At 61.8% G+C, this 17,054-nt stretch carries 11 protein-coding genes and 2 riboswitches; of the genes, 5 read left to right on the plus strand and 6 right to left on the minus strand.

Translation table 11 applies throughout. The annotated features are described in order from the left end of the window. Nucleotides 1-132: 132 nt before the first annotated feature. From PMI28_RS00965 to cobW, 4 genes are all read right to left on the minus strand, one after another. Nucleotides 133-678, minus strand: coding sequence for a vWA domain-containing protein (locus PMI28_RS00965; RefSeq protein WP_007992691.1), 546 nt, complete (start codon nucleotides 676-678; stop codon nucleotides 133-135). Nucleotides 679-797: 119 nt separating this feature from the next. Then, a complete protein-coding gene (locus tag PMI28_RS00960) occupies nucleotides 798-1,805 on the minus strand; it encodes an ATP-binding protein (protein ID WP_007992694.1) in 1,008 nt (335 codons plus the stop codon). A 150-nt stretch (nucleotides 1,806-1,955) separates the two neighbouring features. Continuing rightward, nucleotides 1,956-5,804 carry a cobaltochelatase subunit CobN gene (gene cobN, locus PMI28_RS00955; protein WP_007992696.1) on the minus strand — a complete coding sequence of 1,283 codons (3,849 nt, stop codon included), beginning with the start codon at nucleotides 5,802-5,804 and terminating at the stop codon, nucleotides 1,956-1,958. Nucleotides 5,805-5,807: 3 nt separating this feature from the next. Then, a complete protein-coding gene (gene cobW, locus PMI28_RS00950) occupies nucleotides 5,808-6,878 on the minus strand; it encodes a cobalamin biosynthesis protein CobW (RefSeq protein ID WP_007992697.1) in 1,071 nt (356 codons plus the stop codon). 103 nt (nucleotides 6,879-6,981) lie between these two features. Beyond that, nucleotides 6,982-7,194, minus strand: a riboswitch (cobalamin riboswitch). Nucleotides 7,195-7,425: 231 nt separating this feature from the next. Further along, nucleotides 7,426-7,651, plus strand: a riboswitch (cobalamin riboswitch). A 120-nt stretch (nucleotides 7,652-7,771) separates the two neighbouring features. On the opposite strand from cobW, the gene PMI28_RS00945 reads away from it, so the two are divergent. The 4 genes from PMI28_RS00945 (at nucleotide 7,772) to cobM (ending at nucleotide 9,923) form a co-directional block, all read left to right on the plus strand. Further along, complete coding sequence (locus PMI28_RS00945) at nucleotides 7,772-7,963, plus strand: CbtB domain-containing protein (protein WP_007992699.1); 192 nt, start codon at nucleotides 7,772-7,774, stop codon at nucleotides 7,961-7,963. An 11-nt stretch (nucleotides 7,964-7,974) separates the two neighbouring features. Continuing rightward, complete coding sequence (locus PMI28_RS00940) at nucleotides 7,975-8,682, plus strand: CbtA family protein (protein ID WP_007992702.1); 708 nt, start codon at nucleotides 7,975-7,977, stop codon at nucleotides 8,680-8,682. Beyond that, the gene (locus PMI28_RS00935; protein ID WP_007992703.1) at nucleotides 8,679-9,092 is read left to right on the plus strand and encodes a cobalamin biosynthesis protein; all 414 of its coding nucleotides are present in this window, start codon (nucleotides 8,679-8,681) and stop codon (nucleotides 9,090-9,092) included. Before PMI28_RS00940 ends, PMI28_RS00935 begins: the two co-directional genes overlap by 4 nt. Nucleotides 9,093-9,176: 84 nt before the next feature. Further along, nucleotides 9,177-9,923: a precorrin-4 C(11)-methyltransferase gene (gene cobM / locus PMI28_RS00930; protein ID WP_007992705.1), complete on the plus strand. Its 747-nt coding sequence runs from the start codon at nucleotides 9,177-9,179 to the stop codon at nucleotides 9,921-9,923. A 169-nt stretch (nucleotides 9,924-10,092) separates the two neighbouring features. On the opposite strand, the gene nfuA is transcribed toward cobM, so the two are convergent. Together nfuA and PMI28_RS00920 are read right to left on the minus strand one after the other, a co-directional pair. Further along, a complete protein-coding gene (gene nfuA, locus PMI28_RS00925) occupies nucleotides 10,093-10,677 on the minus strand; it encodes a Fe-S biogenesis protein NfuA (RefSeq protein ID WP_007992707.1) in 585 nt (194 codons plus the stop codon). A gap of 186 nt (nucleotides 10,678-10,863) precedes the next feature. Then, the gene (locus PMI28_RS00920) at nucleotides 10,864-13,161 is read right to left on the minus strand and encodes a fatty acid cis/trans isomerase (protein ID WP_007992708.1); all 2,298 of its coding nucleotides are present in this window, start codon (nucleotides 13,159-13,161) and stop codon (nucleotides 10,864-10,866) included. Between the two features lie 156 nt (nucleotides 13,162-13,317). Between PMI28_RS00920 and metH the strand changes: the two genes are divergently transcribed. Continuing rightward, nucleotides 13,318-17,028, plus strand: coding sequence for a methionine synthase (gene metH, locus PMI28_RS00915; protein ID WP_007992709.1), 3,711 nt, complete (start codon nucleotides 13,318-13,320; stop codon nucleotides 17,026-17,028). Nucleotides 17,029-17,054 lie beyond the last annotated feature (26 nt).

Consider the following 17,054-nt stretch of genomic DNA (forward strand, 5'->3'; position numbering starts at 1 on the left):
GGGTAAGTAATGCAGAATTGATGTTGACTGACCCGCCGCCTTCGCGAGCAAGCCCGCTCCCACATTTGGAATGCGTTCCCCCCTGTGGGAGCGGGCTTGCTCACGAAGAGGCCGGCCCGGGCGAAGGAGAATTCAGCCAGGAAGCAGCTCGTCGATGTGTCGATATTCCGCCTGCAACTGCGACGCCAGCACCTTGCTACGCCCGAGTCGAATCGGCCCGCGCTCGATGTCGATCAACAACCCCGGACACTCCAGCGTCGGCAGCAGCGGCCAGTCCTTCAGCCGGCCATCAGTCACCAGCAACAAGCGCTGCTGCTCTGCCGGAAAACGCTTTTGCCGTGCCGCAAGCCATTGTCCCGCTTCGCTCAAGGCCGCCAGCAACGGCGTACCGCCACCGGCGCCAAGGCCATCGAGCCAATGGCGCAACCCCGTCGAAGCCTTCAATCCCTGCACCTGCCACTTGGGGGCAGAGCCGCTGGCCGTGAGCAGGGCCAGTCGCGCACGCTGGCGATAGGCATCGTCGAACAACTGCGCCAGCAAGCCCTTGGCATCACTCAACGCCTGATGACGGCGGGTCGAAGCGGAGGCGTCAACGATCACCAGCCACAGTTCATGGGGCGAACGAGTGCGCAGGTGAAACAACAGATCGTCGCGCTGACGCGGCCGGCCATTGAGCAATGTACCGGGCCAGTTGACCGAGCCATTGCGTGCGGCGTGACGCTTGCCCTGCTTGCCGTGGTCCAGCCACCCGGCTCGGGGTCTGGCATTCGCCCCCGCGTCGCAGCGAGGGCGAATGCCTAGGGCTTTTTTGGCCAGCTCGGCACTTCACGTCGTGCACCGACCGCCAGCGCCTGGGCAGGCAGTTCGCCCCACTGGCCCTGCCCTTCACCCGGATTGTCGTTCTGCGGCGCGGTTTGTTGCGCAGTTTGGGATTGCGCAGGTGCCGGCGGCGAATGCTCGCGACGACGATGGCGCAAGGCGAACTCGGCGACTGCGTCGATATCGGCCTCGGCGATGGCGTTCGCCCCGCGCCAGGCGGAGTGAGCCCGGGCGGCACGGAGCCAGACCAGATCGGCACGCAAACCATCGACGCCAGCGGCAAAGCAACGCTCGGTAATGTGTGCCAGTGCCTGGTCGTCGAGGGGAATGTTTGCCAGTGCATTACGTGCGTTCTGGCAACGTTCACGCAGGGACGCCTGCGCGGATTCCCATTCGGCGCAGAAACCTTGCGGGTCGCTGTCGAAATCCAGGCGACGGCGGATAATCTGGCCTCGTTCGGCAGGCGCGGTATGGCCACCGAGGGCGACATTCAAGCCGAAACGGTCGAGCAATTGCGGACGCAGCTCACCCTCTTCCGGGTTCATGGTGCCAATCAGCACGAACTTCGCCGAGTGCCGATGGGAAATACCGTCGCGCTCGACCAGATTGGTACCACTGGCGGCCACATCGAGCAGCAGGTCAACGAGGTGATCGGGCAACAGATTGACCTCGTCGACGTAAAGCACTCCACCGTCAGCCTTGGCCAGTACGCCGGGGGAAAACTGTGCGCGACCTTCGCCCAGCGCCGCGTCGAGATCGAGAGTGCCAACCAGCCGCTCTTCGGTGGCGCCCAGCGGCAATGTGACGAACTGCCCGCTGGCCAGCAGGTCCGCCAGACCGCGGGCCAGGGTCGACTTGGCCATGCCTCGCGGGCCTTCGATCAGCACACCGCCGATTTTCGGGTCGATGGCAGTCAGGTACAGGGCCAGCTTCAAATCGTCGGCGCCGACCACGGCGGAGAGCGGGAAATGCGGGGTGTCGGTCATAGTTCTATCTCGGTCATGGTCGGTGATGTCACAGGCACCAATATCCCTGTGGGAGCGGGCTTGCTCGCGAAGAGGCCATCACATCCAACATCATCGTTGGCTGACAAATTGCCTTCGCGGGCAAGCCCGCTCCCACAGGGTTTGCGGTGATTAGCTGTCTTCTTCTATATCCAGCAACAAGTTCTCCAGTGCCTCGCGGTAGGCGCCGGGGTCCTTCCACATCCCGCGTTGTTGCGCCTCGAGCATACGTTCAGTCATGTCGCGCAAGGCATGGGGATTGTGTTCACGGACAAAGTCCCGGGTGTCAGGGTCAAGCAAATAGGCGTCAGCCAACAACGCGTACTGGTGATCGTCGATCAACTGCGTGGTGGCGTCGAAGGCGAACAGGTTATCGACCGTCGCGGCCATTTCAAACGCGCCTTTGTAGCCGTGACGTTTAACGCCCTCGAGCCACTTCGGATTGGCCGCCCGGGAGCGGATCACCCGGTTCAGTTCTTCCTTCAAGGTACGGATTTTCGGCAAGTCCGGCTGGCTGTGGTCGCCATGATAACTGGCTGCCGCCTCACCTTTCAGGCTTTCCACCGCCGCGAGCATGCCACCCTGGAACTGGTAGTAATCGTTGGAGTCGAGCAAATCGTGCTCGCGGTTATCCTGGTTTTGCAGCACCGCTTGCACCTGGCCCAGACGCCGGGTGAACTGCTCACGAGCCGCGGTACCTTCGTCAGAGCCGCCGTAAGCGTAGCCGCCCCAGTTCAAATAAACGGCGGCCAGATCCTCACGGGTCTGCCATAGACGACCGTCGATGGCGCCCTGCACACCCGCACCGTAGGCGCCGGGCTTGGCCCCGAAAATCCGCCAGCCGGCCTGACGTCGCGCCGTGTCTTCATCGAGCCCCGCCTGCCGCAAGGCTGCACGTTCGTCGCGCACCTTGGCCGCCAGCGGGTTGAGGTCGTCCGGCTCATCGAGGTCGGCGACCGCTTGCACCGCCGCGTCAAACAAGCGGATCAAATTGGCAAAGGCATCACGGAAGAAACCGGAAACACGCAAAGTCACGTCGACTCGCGGGCGGTCGAGCAAACTCAACGGCAGAATCTCGAAATCATCGACCCGCTGACTGCCGGTCGCCCAGACCGGACGCACACCCATCAACGCCATGGCCTGGGCGATGTCATCGCCGCCGGTGCGCATGGTCGCGGTACCCCACACCGACAGACCGAGCTGGCGCAAATGATCACCGTGATCCTGCAGATGCCGCTCCAGAATCAGGTTGGCCGACTGGAAACCGATGCGCCACGCCGTGGTGGTCGGCAGGTTGCGCACGTCCACCGAGTAAAAGTTGCGCCCGGTGGGCAGCACGTCCAGGCGCCCACGACTCGGCGCACCGCTGGGGCCGGCCGGGACGAAGCGCCCGCTGAGGGCGTCGAGCAGACCGCGCATTTCCGCGGGACCGCAGGCGTCCAGCCTTGGCGCGACCACTTCGCGCAGGCTGTCGAGGATGGCTTGCACCTCAATCCAGCTTGCCCCTTGTGGGAGCGGGCGTGCTCGCGAATCGGTTGAGCATTCAACATTGATGTTGATTGACCCACCGCTTTCGCGAGCAAGCCCGCTCCCACAGGGGTTATTCAACGCATCCGAAATCAACTGCGCGGCAAACAGTTCCAGGCGCTCGCGGGTATCGCCCGCCGTACGCCAAGTGTCGTCGCTGATAAGCAAAAGAGGCTCGGGACGCGGCCCCGCCCAGGACTCGGCCAGTACACAATCAAGCGGATCGAAACCCAATCCGAAGGCCTTGGCCAGCGCCCGCAGCAGACTCGATTGCGCACCTCGGCCATCGCCCCTTGGAATGCGCAACAACGCCAGCAAGGTGTCGATGCGCAAACGACCGATGGGCGATTCGCCGAACACGTGCAGGCCATCGCGGATCTGCGACTCTTTCAAGTCGCACAGGTAGGTGTCGAGTCGCGGCAACCAGACCGACGCGTCGGCATCGCTGTCGAGCTGTTCGTCCAGTTGCAGTTCACGGTCAATGTGCGTGTCGCGCACCAGTTGCAGGATGTCGCGCTGCAACTCTCGGGCGCGGCGCGGATCGAGCAACTGCGCTTCGTAATATTCGTCAGCCAACAGTTCGAGGTCGCGCAACGGGCCGTAGGTTTCGGCGCGGGTCAGCGGTGGCATCAGGTGATCGATGATCACTGCCTGGGTCCGCCGCTTGGCCTGGGCGCCCTCGCCCGGGTCGTTGACGATGAACGGATAGATGTTCGGCAGTGGCCCGAGCAACGCGTCCGGCCAGCAATGTTCCGACAACCCCACGCCTTTGCCCGGCAACCATTCGAGGTTGCCGTGCTTGCCGACGTGGATCACGCCATGCGCGCCGTAGGTGTTGCGCAGCCAGAAGTAAAACGCCAGGTAACCGTGGGGCGGAACCAGGTCCGGGTCGTGATACACCGCGCTCGGGTCGACCTGATAACCCCGCGCCGGTTGAATGCCGACGAAAGTCAGGCCAAAGCGCAGGCCGGCGATCATCATCCGTCCGCTGCGACACATCGGGTCGTTTTCCGGCGCGCCCCAACGCTCGAGCACAGCCGCGCGGTTGGCTTCGGGCAATGCGCGGAACATCGCCAGATATTCGTCCAGCGCCAGACTTTGCTGACACGGACGCAGGTCGAGGGTATCCAGATCGTTGCTGACGCCACCCAGCAACTGCTGGATCAGCGCGGTGCCGCTGTCCGGCAATTCGGCCGGCAACGGATAACCTTCGGCATGCAGCGCCCGCAGGATATTCAGTGCGGCGGCCGGGGTGTCGAGCCCGACGCCATTACCGATGCGACCGTCGCGGGTCGGGTAGTTGGCGAGAATCAACGCAATGCGCTTCTGCGCATTCGGCACCCGCGCCAGATCGACCCAACGCCGCGCCAGTTCGGCCACGAAATCCATGCGCTCCGGTTGCGGCCGGTAGCAGACCACATCCGACTGACTGCGCTCACTGCGCCACGCCAGATCCTTGAAACTGATCGGGCGACTGATGATGCGGCCGTCCAGTTCCGGCAAGGCAATGTGCATCGCCAGGTCACGGGGGCCGAGGCCCTGTTCGCTGGCGCGCCAACCCGGCTCATTGTCCTGCGCGCAAATGGCCTGAATCACCGGAATATTGCGGCGAAACGGGCGCAGATGCGGGGCTTCGGGGCTCGACTGGGCGAACCCCGTGGTGTTCAGGATCACCGAGACGCTGGCCTCATCCAGCCAGTCCTCGACCACGCCAAGGCAGCCGGGTTCTTTCAGGCTGGCCAGCGCAATCGGCAACGGATTCAACCCCGCCGCCTGCAATCGCTGGCAAAAAACATCAATGAAAGCGGTGTTCGCCGCCTGCAAATGCGAGCGGTAAAACAACACCGCCGCCACGGATTGATCGGCGTGCCAGTCGGCCTGCCAGTCGCTCAGCGCGGCAGAGTGTTTGTGCGGATGGTAAATCGCCGTGCGTGGCAGGGTTTGCGGCTCGCCCCAGGTGTAATCACGCGCCAGCCAGCGGTTCGCCAGGCAGCGGAAAAAATTCAGCGCATTACCCATGCCGCCCTGGCGCAGAAACTGCCAGAGCCGATCGCGATCCTCGGCGCCGACCGTGCTCAGGTCGCTGAGCTCCGGGTCCGGGCGATCATCGCCCGGCACCAGAATCACCTGCACGCCGCGCTGCGACAGTTCGACCAGACGCTCGATACCGTAACGCCAATAGGCGATGCCGCCGTGCAGCGAAATCAGGATTACCTTGGCGTGACGCAGAACCTCATCGACGTACAAGTCGACCGAGGCATGGTTCTGCACCTGCATCGGGTTGGCCAGGCGCACGCTCGGGTAATCGTCGGGCAACTGCTGCGCCGCTTCAGCGAGCAACGCCAGGCTGGAATCGCCGCTGCACAGGACCACCAGTTCGGCGGGGGTTTGTCCAAGGTCGGCGATGTTGTCATCCGACACGAAACCGCCGGGCTGGGTCCTGAGCAGGTGCATGGCTTACACGCTGAGCGCGGCGCGTAATTGCGCTTCGAGAACAGTGGCGTCCAGTTCCTGGCCAATCAACACCAGGCGGGTGATGCGCGCTTCTTCGGCGCCCCACTGGCGGTCGAAATGCTTGTCGAAACGCGTGCCCACGCCCTGAATCAGCAGGCGCATCGGTTTGTTCGGGATCGCCGCAAAACCCTTGACCCGCAAGATGCCGTGCTGGACCACCAGTTGGGTCAGCGCGTCCATCAGCAGGCTTTCGTCGGCCTGGGGCAGTTCGATGGAGATCGAATCGAAGGCGTCGTGATCGTGGTCGTCATGATCGTCGTCGCCATCGTGATGATGGTCGTGGTGGCTGTGACGGCTGTCGATGTGTTCTTCGGAGCCGGCACCCAGGCCGATCAGCACGTCCAGCGGCAGGCGACCGCTGCTGGCTTCGACGATTTTCACCGCGGGCGGCAATTCTTCGGCGACTTCCAGGCGCACGCGGGCCAGGTCTGCTGGGTTGATCAGGTCGGTTTTGTTGAGGATGGCCAGGTCGGCGCTGGCCAATTGGTCGGCAAACAGCTCGTGCAGCGGCGATTCGTGGTCCAGGTTCGGGTCGAGTTTACGCTGGGCGTCGACCTGATCGGGGAATGCGGCGAACGTGCCGGCGGCGACAGCCGGGCTGTCGACCACGGTGATCACTGCGTCAACCGTGCAGGCGCTACGGATTTCCGGCCACTGGAAGGCTTGCACCAGCGGCTTTGGCAGTGCCAGGCCCGAGGTTTCGATCAGGATGTGATCGAGATCGCCGCGACGGGCTACCAGTTCGCGCATCACCGGGAAGAACTCCTCCTGGACGGTGCAGCACAGGCAGCCGTTGGCCAGTTCATAGACTCGACCGTTGGCCTCTTCCTCGGTGCAGCCGATGGAACATTGCTTGAGGATTTCGCCGTCGATGCCCAACTCGCCGAATTCATTGACGATCACCGCGATGCGGCGACCCTGGGCGTTGTCGAGCATGTGCCGCAGCAGCGTGGTTTTACCCGAGCCGAGAAAGCCTGTGACGATGGTGACGGGGAGTTTGGCCAGTGTTTTCATCGGATGCCCTTTGGCTAAGCTGGCGGGCATACGGGACGACAACCGGCAACGCGGGCGCGAGTGCCTGAAGAGTTCGCCACCGGATCACCCCGCCCGGTTGAAAGTGAGAATCTGTGTCGAGGCAGGTCTCCTGGCTGACGGTGTGCCGGCCTTGAGCCTGGCATTCGCTGCGCCTTCCCGCCGGACTCATGGATTGAGCCTGCAGTGGCGTGGCAGCGAACATCACCGTTCACAGTTGCGGGGGCAGCCGCGGCATTGACCGCGTTCCCTTCTTAGCTTCGGCAAACGCCGAAGAACCTCGAAAGCGCAAGGCTACGCATGGTCTTGGGGCGGGTCAATGTTCATGAAGCTCTCACGATCCCCTGTGGCGAGGGAGCTTGCTCCCGCTCGATGGCGAAGCCGTCGCAATACCTGCTTGCAAGGTATGTCAGGAGGAATGTCGGGGGTCGCTTCGCAACCCAGCGGGAGCAAGCTCCCTCGCCACAGGGGGGTGTCGACTTCAAGTGAGAACCCTTGCCAATTGACGCCCAACCCCCTCCCATGCTCTCCTACACGCCTTGTTACGGGTGCCCTTCACAGGGTGAAACGGGAAACCGGTGAATCATGTGCTTTACTCTTAAGCCATGTCAGTCCGGTGCTGCCCCCGCAACGGTAAGCGAGCGAAGCATCAGATCCACTGTGCCACTACGGCATGGGAAGGTGATGCTTGCAGGAACAGGCCCAAGCCTTTGCCCCTCGTGAGCCCGGAGACCGGCCCGCAACACAAAGTGACCAGTACGATCACTGAACCAACAAACCCGCGGTGGGCGGGCGCTGTTTGAAACGCTGTGCGCCTGGTCGTGCAGGTTTTGCATGCGCTCTTATTCCCCGCTGACAGACCAGAGGGATACGCCATGTCGATCATCAGCAGCACCGGCCACATCACCACCAGCACCACTTCTACCCTGGCCCAACGTCTGACCGCCGCCGTCTGCGCGTCGATCCTGGGCGCCTGCCTTGTCTATTTCGCCGGTTTCTCGCACATCGAAGCGGTGCACAATGCCGCCCACGATACCCGTCACAGCTCCGCGTTCCCGTGCCATTGAGAGCTGTCGACATGATCAAGCGTATTGCGCAAACCGCAGGTTTCACCGGGCTGCTGGCCGCCCTGTTGCTGACCTTGCTGCAAAGCTTCTGGGTCGCTCCGCTGATTTTGCAGGCCGAGACCTACGAAAAAGCCGAACCGGCCGCTGTTGAAGTTCACCAGCACGCCGATGGCGCCATGGCTGCCCACACCCACGACGCCGAAGCCTGGGAGCCGGAAGACGGCTGGCAGCGCGTGCTGTCGACCACTGGCGGCAACCTGGTGGTGGCCGTCGGTTTCGCCCTGATGCTGGCCGGCCTATACACCTTGCGTGCACCGACCAAAACCTCTCAAGGCCTGCTCTGGGGCCTGGCCGGTTATGCGACCTTCGTGCTCGCACCGACGCTCGGCCTGCCACCTGAATTGCCCGGCACTGCCGCAGCCGATCTGGCACAACGGCAACTGTGGTGGATCGGCACCGCCGCCTCCACCGCCGTCGGTATCGCCCTGGTTGTGTTCAGCCGCCACTGGCTGATGAAAGTCCTCGGTGTGGCGATCCTCGCCGTTCCCCATGTGATTGGCGCGCCGCAACCGGAGGTGCATTCGATGCTCGCTCCGCAAGCACTGGAAGCCCAGTTCAAAATCGCTTCGCAGCTGACCAACGTGGCATTCTGGCTGGCCCTGGGCCTGATCAGCGCCTGGTTGTTCCGCCGCAAAAGCGATGGTCAATACCACGCATGACTGCTGCCAGCACAGCGCCGACCCTGGTGGTCGGCCTGGGCTGCCAGCGGGGCTGCCCCGTCAGCACGCTGCGGGCGCTGCTCGACCAGGCGCTGGAAGCGCATCAGATCCCGCTTCATGAGATCAAGGCCCTGGCCAGCATCGATTTGAAGCGCAACGAACCTGCACTGATCGAACTGGCGAAGCAAATTGGCCTGGAATTGATGTATTTCAGCAGCCAGCAACTTGCCGCTTATGAGCAGCAACTCAGTCATCAATCGCAGATAGCGTTTGAGCGCACCGGTTGCTACGGCGTGGCGGAAAGCGCCGCGCTGGCCCTGGCCGAACAACTGGCCAAGGCCCCGGCAAAACTGCTGATCCCACGACAAAAATATGCCCAGGCGACCCTGGCATTGGCCGGCGCGGCATAAAAACCCCGATAATCCCCGCCATTGATCATGAACAATCTTCATCTGAAGCCCTGTTCACCCCCCTTTTTCCCACAGGAACCGACGATGACCGTCTACTTCATTGGCGCAGGTCCCGGCGACCCCGAACTGATTACCGTCAAGGGCCAGCGACTGATTCGTAGCTGCCCGGTGATCATTTATGCCGGCTCTCTGGTGCCAGCCGCCGTACTGGAAGGTCATTGTGCCGAACAGGTGGTCAACAGCGCCGAACTGCACCTGGAACAGATCATCGACCTGATCAAGAGCGCCCACGCCAAAGGCCAGGATGTGGCCCGAGTGCACTCCGGCGATCCGAGCCTGTACGGCGCCATTGGCGAGCAGATTCGCTATCTGCGTGAGCTGGGCATTGCGTTCGAGATCGTGCCCGGTGTCACCGCAACGGCAGCTTGCGCGGCCCTTTTGGGCGCCGAACTGACGCTGCCGGACGTTTCACAGAGCGTGATCCTGACTCGCTACGCCGACAAAACCGCCATGCCACCCGGAGAGGAGTTCTCCAGCCTGGCGCAGCACGGTGCGACCATGGCGATTCATTTGGGGGTTAATCACCTGTCGAAGATCGTAGAAGAGCTCGTGCCGCATTACGGTGCCGATTGCCCGATTGCGGTGGTGCATCGCGCGAGCTGGCCAGATCAGGATTGGGTGGTGGGAACGCTTGAGGATATTGCCGGGAAGGTTGAGGCGAAAGGCTTTCGCCGTACGGCGTTGATTCTGGTGGGTCGGGTTCTGGGCAGTGACCACTTCAGCGAGTCATCGCTGTATCGCGCGGGGCATGCGCATCTTTACAGACCCTGAAGCACTTGTGGCGAGGGAGCTTGCTCCCGCTGGACCGCGAAGCGGTCCCAACATCAGCCAACGCATCCATCACGGGAAAATGCATCGACTGATTTTGTGATGGCTATGCCATCAAGCGGGAGCAAGCTCCCTCGCCACAGCGCCGTTTTTTCATTTCGCAGCGAACACCTTAGTAGTAGGCGTTTTCTTTCTGCGTGTGGTCGGTCACGTCGCGAACGCCCTTGAGCTCGGGAATACGTTCGAGCAAGGTGCGCTCGATGCCTTCCTTCAGCGTCACGTCGGCCTGGCCGCAGCCCTGGCAACCACCGCCGAACTGCAGGACAGCGATGCCGTCTTCAACCACATCGATCAGGCTGACCTGGCCGCCGTGGCTGGCCAGCCCCGGGTTGATCTCGGTTTGCAGGTAATAGTTGATGCGCTCGTTGACCGGGCTGTCGGCGTTGACCATCGGTACTTTGGCGTTTGGCGCCTTGATGGTCAGCTGGCCACCCATGCGGTCGGTGGCGTAGTCGACAACGGCATCGTCCAGGAAGGCTTCGCTGAAGTGGTCGATGTACGCAGTGAAGCTTTTCAGCCCCAGCGCGGTGTCTTCGGGTTTTTCTTCGCCCGGCTTGCAGTAGGCAATGCAGGTTTCGGCGTACTGGGTGCCAGGCTGGGTGATGAAGACGCGGATGCCGATGCCCGGGCTGTTCTGCTTGGAGAGCAGATCAGCCAGATAATCGTGGGCGGCGTCAGTAATGGTAATAGCGGTCATGGAAACTCCTCGCAGGCTTGGGCGCAGTTTACGCCAATCAACGCGCCGGACAAAGTCCTAGTATTTTTGTCGGGAAAGAATTGTGGGAGTGGGCTTGCTCGCGAAAGCGGAGTGTCAGGCGAATCAATTGCGACTGACACTCCGCTTTCGCGAGCAAGCCCGCTCCCACAGGGGATCTGCGGTGGTTCAGAGGTTCTCGTAGCGATTCATGTCCAGCACGCCCTCTTCCACCGGATCGGTTTCCTGGATGTAGCGGCTCAGGTCATGGAAATACGGCCAGAATTGCGGATGACTGCGACGTATCCCCCAACGTTCGACGATTTTCTCGAAGCTGTCGGTATCCCTGGCGTTCTCCATTGCATCCACAAACGCCGGCACTTGCTCGGCCGGAATGTTGAACATGAAGTTCGGATAGCTGCTGAGCACACCCGGGAAAATCGTCAGGGTGTCGAGCCCCGGCTGATAGCGCAGCGATTCGCCGAGCAGGAACGCCACGTTGCTGTGGGCACGGTTGCGCAGCAGGCTGTAGACCTCACGCTTGCCGCTGCCGGTTTCGATACGCAGCATGGTCGCTTCCGGCAGTTGATCAATCACTTTCAACCCGGCCGCCGGACGCGAGGTCAGGCGGCTCAGCGCCTGCTCGGCACGTTGCAGGTCCGGATCAATGTTCGGCCGCGAGCAATAGGCACCGTCGCAGCGGTTGATCGGATCTGGCCTGGCATTGAGATCGCCATAGCGGGCGAGCAATTGCCGGGCGAAATCTCGTTTGGGATCCTGCGGGTTCAGACTCAGTGCCGTTGGCTTGTCGTTATCGATGGTCTCGTAGTCCAGCCACATCTTGAATTTGCCACTGTTCTGATACCAATCATCGAGGTAGCCATCCCGGGAATCGGCGGGCATCAGGCGCAGGAAGTTCTGCTCGGCACCATTGCGGATCAGGTCGAAATACAGCCGTGTCTGCGCCTGATGGGACACGTTGCCGAACACATCGAAATTGACTGCCAGTTGATAGTAGGTGCGCTCCAGCAGCGGATAGTCGAACAGCCACATCGTTTGCGGCACGTCGCCGATCAGGCCTTTGGTCACCGAAGCACTGTCGAAATGGCGGAAGATACTCAGCAGCGCATTGTCATTGCCCGCCCACAGGGTCGACCAGCTCGGCGCCGGCTGATCGGCATAGCTGTCCCGGCGCAAGGCTTCGTATTCATTACGCTTGTCGCGGTAGTCGTGCCACAGGCTGAGGACGCTGCCGACATCATCGTTCTGCCCCGGCATGGCCAGCAACGGCGTGGCCTGCCCGCGATAGTTCGGGTCGATGATGTAGAGGTCGTGTTCGGGCGCCTGGAACAGCGCCCAGAAATTATCGCGGATCACGTCCGTGGCGATCTGGCCACGACACACCGGCCCACGGATAAACGTGCGCACAAAGTACTCGGCGTTATCGAGCATGAACTGATAGCGCGCCTGGGCCGGAATCGCTTCGAAGGTGGCAAACGGGTTGGCCCGGCTTTGCGGCCCATAGCCCGGCAATGCGTTGACCTGCCAGTTGCCGCTGTAGAACAGTGACTTGACCCGCGCCAGCTTCGCCGAACTCAGCGGATAGGTGATATGGGTCTTGTGCACGATCACGCCCTGCACCGGCCACAAGCGGTAGTAAAACTGCGTGCCCGGATCATCGTTCGGGCGCCGGGTGTTGATCAGGTCAATCGGCTGGCCGCTTGGCGTGCGCGAACGCACCCACTGGAAGAAATGCCCTGGCTCGCCATCCGTGAAGTAGAGATGGGCGAGGAACCAGTGCTCGTACAACCAGCGCCCCACCAGACTTTCCCGGGCACCCGGCGCATTGAGCAGGTTTTCCCACTGGAGCACTTGTCGGGCTTCTTTTGCGCTGGGGACCAGGCCCTGCTGGTCGATAGGCGCCCCGGCCGCCAGCCAGCGTTGCAGCGTCTGGTACTGCTGATCGGTCAGGCCGGTCACCGCCAGCGGCATGCCCTCCTTCGGGTGCGACGCGGCATAGCCGTCAAACTCCGCAGGCATGGCGCACATGTTTTCCCGGTTCAGGCCCAGGACGATGTCCTCCGGCAGCCTGGCGTTAGGCTGCAACGGGGTTTTGTGACCGAGCTCCAACATCCGCGCCATCAATGCGGCCTGACTGCCCTGGGCATCGAGCACCGAATAGAAGCCCTTTTGCTGCCAGGCGGCTTTTCCGGAAGCGTCCAAAAACAGCCGTGTCGGCGCCACTGCTTTAGTGCGGTCACCGTCATAAACCGGGACTTTCGTGGCGCCACGCGCCGCGCCCTCGCCGCTGCCCAGATTGAGCTGACAGGCGGCGTCGTTGCAGGCGTGGCAGGCCACGCACTTTTCAGTGAAGATCGGTTGAATGTCGCGGCTGTATGAAATGGCAGAGGAAATCGCCGGACTTTGCGCCACAGCGCCCCAGCTTAAAAACAACAGCAATGTGCTGATGACGAAGCGATACGACATGTCCCTGGTCCTGAATCCTGAAAAAACGCCGCGATTCTACCGGTCTGTCATCTTTACCAACATGAACGATATTCATGCAAAATCGAGTCATGCTCTAAAAGCGCACAGGTTTGCTATCATCCCGGCCCTTCGTCATGGTCTTACCGAGTAGTCCAAATGTCCGATCGCAGCGTTCGCCTTCAAGCTCTCAAGCACGCCCTCAAAGAGCGCATCCTGATTCTCGATGGCGGTATGGGCACGATGATCCAGAGCTACAAGCTCGAAGAGCAGGATTACCGTGGCAAACGCTTCGCTGACTGGCCGAGCGATGTCAAAGGCAACAACGACTTGCTGGTACTGACTCGCCCGGACGTGATTGGTGGCATCGAGAAAGCCTACCTCGACGCCGGCGCCGACATTCTGGAAACCAACACCTTCAATGCCACCCAGATCTCCCTGGCTGACTATGGCATGCAAGGCCTGGCGTATGAGTTAAACGTAGAAGGCGCACGCCTGGCGCGCAAGGTTGCCGACGCCAAGACCCTGGAAACCCCGGACAAGCCGCGCTTCGTTGCCGGCGTGCTCGGTCCTACAAGTCGCACCTGCTCGTTGTCCCCGGACGTGAACAACCCCGGCTACCGCAACGTGACCTTCGATGAGCTGGTGGAGAACTACACCGAATCCACCAAAGGCCTGATCGAGGGCGGCGCCGACCTGATCCTGATCGAAACCATTTTCGACACCCTGAACGCCAAGGCCGCGATCTTCGCTGTCCAAGGCGTGTTCGAGGAACTGGGCGTCGAACTGCCGATCATGATTTCCGGCACCATCACCGACGCCTCGGGTCGCACCTTGTCGGGTCAGACTACCGAAGCGTTCTGGAACTCCGTGGCCCACGCCAAGCCAATCTCGGTTGGCCTGAACTGCGCCCTCGGCGCCCGCGAATTGCGCCCGTACCTCGAAGAGCTGTCGAACAAGGCAGGCACCCACGTTTCCGCGCATCCGAACGCCGGCCTGCCGAACGAATTCGGCGAGTACGACGAATTGCCATCGGAAACGGCCAAGGTCATCGAAGAATTCGCCCAAAGCGGCTTCCTCAACATTGTCGGCGGCTGCTGCGGCACCACACCGGGTCATATCGAAGCCATCGCCAAGGCCGTGGCCGGTTATGCGCCGCGGGAAATCCCGGACATTCCCAAGGCTTGCCGCCTCTCGGGCCTGGAACCCTTCACCATCGATCGCAGTTCGCTGTTCGTCAACGTCGGCGAGCGGACCAACATTACCGGTTCCGCCAAGTTCGCCCGGCTGATTCGCGAAGACAACTACACCGAAGCCCTGGAAGTCGCCCTGCAGCAGGTCGAAGCCGGTGCCCAGGTGATCGACATCAACATGGACGAAGGGATGCTCGATTCGAAGAAGGCCATGGTGACCTTCCTCAACCTGATTGCCGGCGAACCGGACATCTCCCGCGTACCGATCATGATCGACTCCTCCAAGTGGGAAGTGATCGAAGCCGGCCTGAAGTGCATTCAGGGCAAGGGCATCGTCAACTCGATCAGCATGAAAGAAGGCGTCGAGCAGTTCATTCACCACGCCAAACTGTGCAAGCGCTATGGCGCCGCAGTGGTGGTGATGGCCTTCGACGAGGCCGGCCAGGCCGACACCGAAGCGCGCAAGAAGGAAATCTGCAAACGCTCTTACGACATTCTGGTCAACGAAGTGGACTTCCCGCCGGAAGACATCATCTTCGACCCGAACATCTTCGCCGTCGCCACCGGTATCGAAGAGCACAACAACTACGCCGTCGATTTCATCAATGCGTGTGCCTACATCCGTGACGAGCTGCCGTATGCACTGACCTCCGGTGGCGTGTCCAACGTGTCGTTCTCGTTCCGCGGCAACAACCCGGTGCGTGAGGCGATCCACTCGGTGTTCCTGCTGTACGCGATCCGTTCCGGGCTGACCATGGGTATCGTCAACGCCGGCCAACTGGAGATTTACGACCAGATCCCGGTGGAACTGCGCGACGCCGTGGAAGACGTGATCCTCAACCGCACCCCGGAAGGCACCGACGCCCTCCTCGCCATCGCCGACAAGTACAAAGGCGACGGCAGCGTCAAGGAAGCCGAGACCGAAGAGTGGCGCAACTGGGACGTCAACAAGCGTCTGGAACATGCGCTGGTCAAGGGCATCACCACCCACATCGTTGAAGACACCGAAGAATCGCGCCAGTCCTTCAGCCGCCCGATCGAGGTGATCGAAGGCCCGCTGATGGCTGGCATGAACATCGTCGGCGACCTGTTCGGCGCTGGCAAAATGTTCCTGCCACAAGTGGTGAAATCCGCTCGCGTGATGAAGCAGGCGGTCGCGCATTTGATCCCGTTCATCGAGCTGGAAAAAGGCGACAAGCCGGAAGCCAAGGGCAAGATCCTGATGGCCACGGTCAAGGGCGACGTGCACGACATCGGCAAGAACATCGTTGGCGTCGTGCTCGGTTGCAACGGCTATGACATCGTCGACCTCGGTGTGATGGTACCGGCGGAGAAAATCCTCCAGGTGGCCAAGGAGCAGAAGTGCGACATCATCGGCCTGTCCGGCCTGATCACCCCGTCGCTGGATGAGATGGTCCATGTCGCCCGCGAAATGCAGCGCCAGGACTTCCACCTGCCGTTGATGATCGGTGGCGCCACCACCTCCAAGGCCCACACGGCGGTGAAGATCGAGCCGAAGTACAGCAACGATGCGGTGATCTACGTCACCGATGCTTCCCGCGCCGTGGGCGTGGCGACCCAGTTGCTGTCCAAGGAACTCAAGGCCGGTTTCGTCGAAAAAACCCGCCAGGACTACATCGAAGTTCGCGAGCGCACGTCCAACCGCAGCGCCCGCACCGAACGTTTGAGCTATGGCGCAGCTATTGCCAAGAAGCCGCAATTCGACTGGGCGAGCTACACCCCGGTCAAGCCAACCTTCACCGGGGCGCGGGTGCTGGACAACATTGACCTCAATGTTCTGGCCGAATACATCGACTGGACACCGTTCTTTGTGTCCTGGGACCTGGCCGGCAAGTTCCCGCGCATCCTCCAGGACGAAGTGGTCGGTGAAGCCGCCACCTCGCTGTACAACGATGCCCGGGAAATGCTCACCAAACTGATCGACGAAAAGCTGATCAGCGCCCGCGCGGTGTTCGGTTTCTGGCCGGCCAACCAGGTGCATGACGACGATATCGAGCTCTATGGCGATGACGGCAAGCCAATGGCCAAGTTGCACCACTTGCGCCAGCAGATCATCAAGACCGACGGCAAGCCAAACTTCTCCCTGGCCGACTTCGTCGCCCCGAAAGACAGTGAAGTGACCGACTACGTGGGTGGTTTCATCACCACCGCCGGCATCGGCGCCGAAGAAGTGGCCAAGGCCTACCAGGACGCTGGCGATGACTACAACTCGATCATGGTCAAGGCCCTGGCCGACCGCCTGGCCGAGGCGTGCGCCGAGTGGCTGCACCAACAGGTGCGTAAAGAGTACTGGGGTTATGCCAAGGATGAGGTGCTGGACAACGAAGCCCTGATCAAAGAGCAATACAGCGGCATCCGCCCTGCCCCGGGCTACCCGGCCTGCCCGGATCACACCGAGAAAGCCCAGCTGTTCGCCCTGCTCGATCCCGAAGCCCAGGAAATGCGCGCAGGCCGCAGCGGCGTGTTCCTCACCGAACACTACGCCATGTTCCCCGCAGCGGCGGTCAGCGGCTGGTACTTCGCTCACCCGCAGGCGCAATACTTTGCCGTGGGCAAGATCGACAAGGACCAGGTGCAGAGCTACACCTCGCGCAAAGGCCAGGAACTGAGCGTGACCGAGCGCTGGCTGGCGCCGAACCTGGGTTACGACAACTGATTGCAGGCGTACTCGATTCAGTGTGG

Origin of the sequence: Pseudomonas sp. GM48 (assembly GCF_000282335.1) — a bacterium.
In the GTDB taxonomy this organism is placed as follows: domain Bacteria; phylum Pseudomonadota; class Gammaproteobacteria; order Pseudomonadales; family Pseudomonadaceae; genus Aquipseudomonas.